1 protein-coding gene is annotated in these 316 nt (G+C 54.4%); it reads left to right on the top strand.

Going from position 1 to position 316, the window contains the following annotated elements; translation table 11 throughout:
* The coding region (locus AC5FXY_RS22325) for a hypothetical protein (protein WP_493558942.1) at nt 1-264 on the top strand (264 nt) is incomplete at its 5' end.
* Between the last annotated feature and the right edge of the window lie 52 nt (nt 265-316).

A 316-nucleotide genomic window follows, 5' to 3' on the forward strand; every position in this document is an offset into this window, starting at 1 on the left:
GAATGTTTGTTGCTGCTGAAAGCAGCGCTTGTCCTAGCAATCTTTTGTCGTTGCCCTCCCGAAGAAGGGCGGTCGGACCGGATTGGTTTATTCGTTTCGCTTGCTTCGCCGCTCCTTAGCGCTTCGCAGCGCCGGAGCGGGTACTACCTTGTCGTTTTCAACACTCTCTCAAAGAACGTGCGGCCTCCGCTTGAGACCGGTGCGCCGCGCAATCCGCGGCTTGTTTTTCGTTTGGGGTGGCAAAACTACGAAGCGTTTTGCTAACCACCAACTTTTATGCGCAACTTTTTTTTCCGAGCCCCGTTAGCCGGAGACT

This window comes from Hymenobacter sp. FMD4, assembly GCF_058932745.1.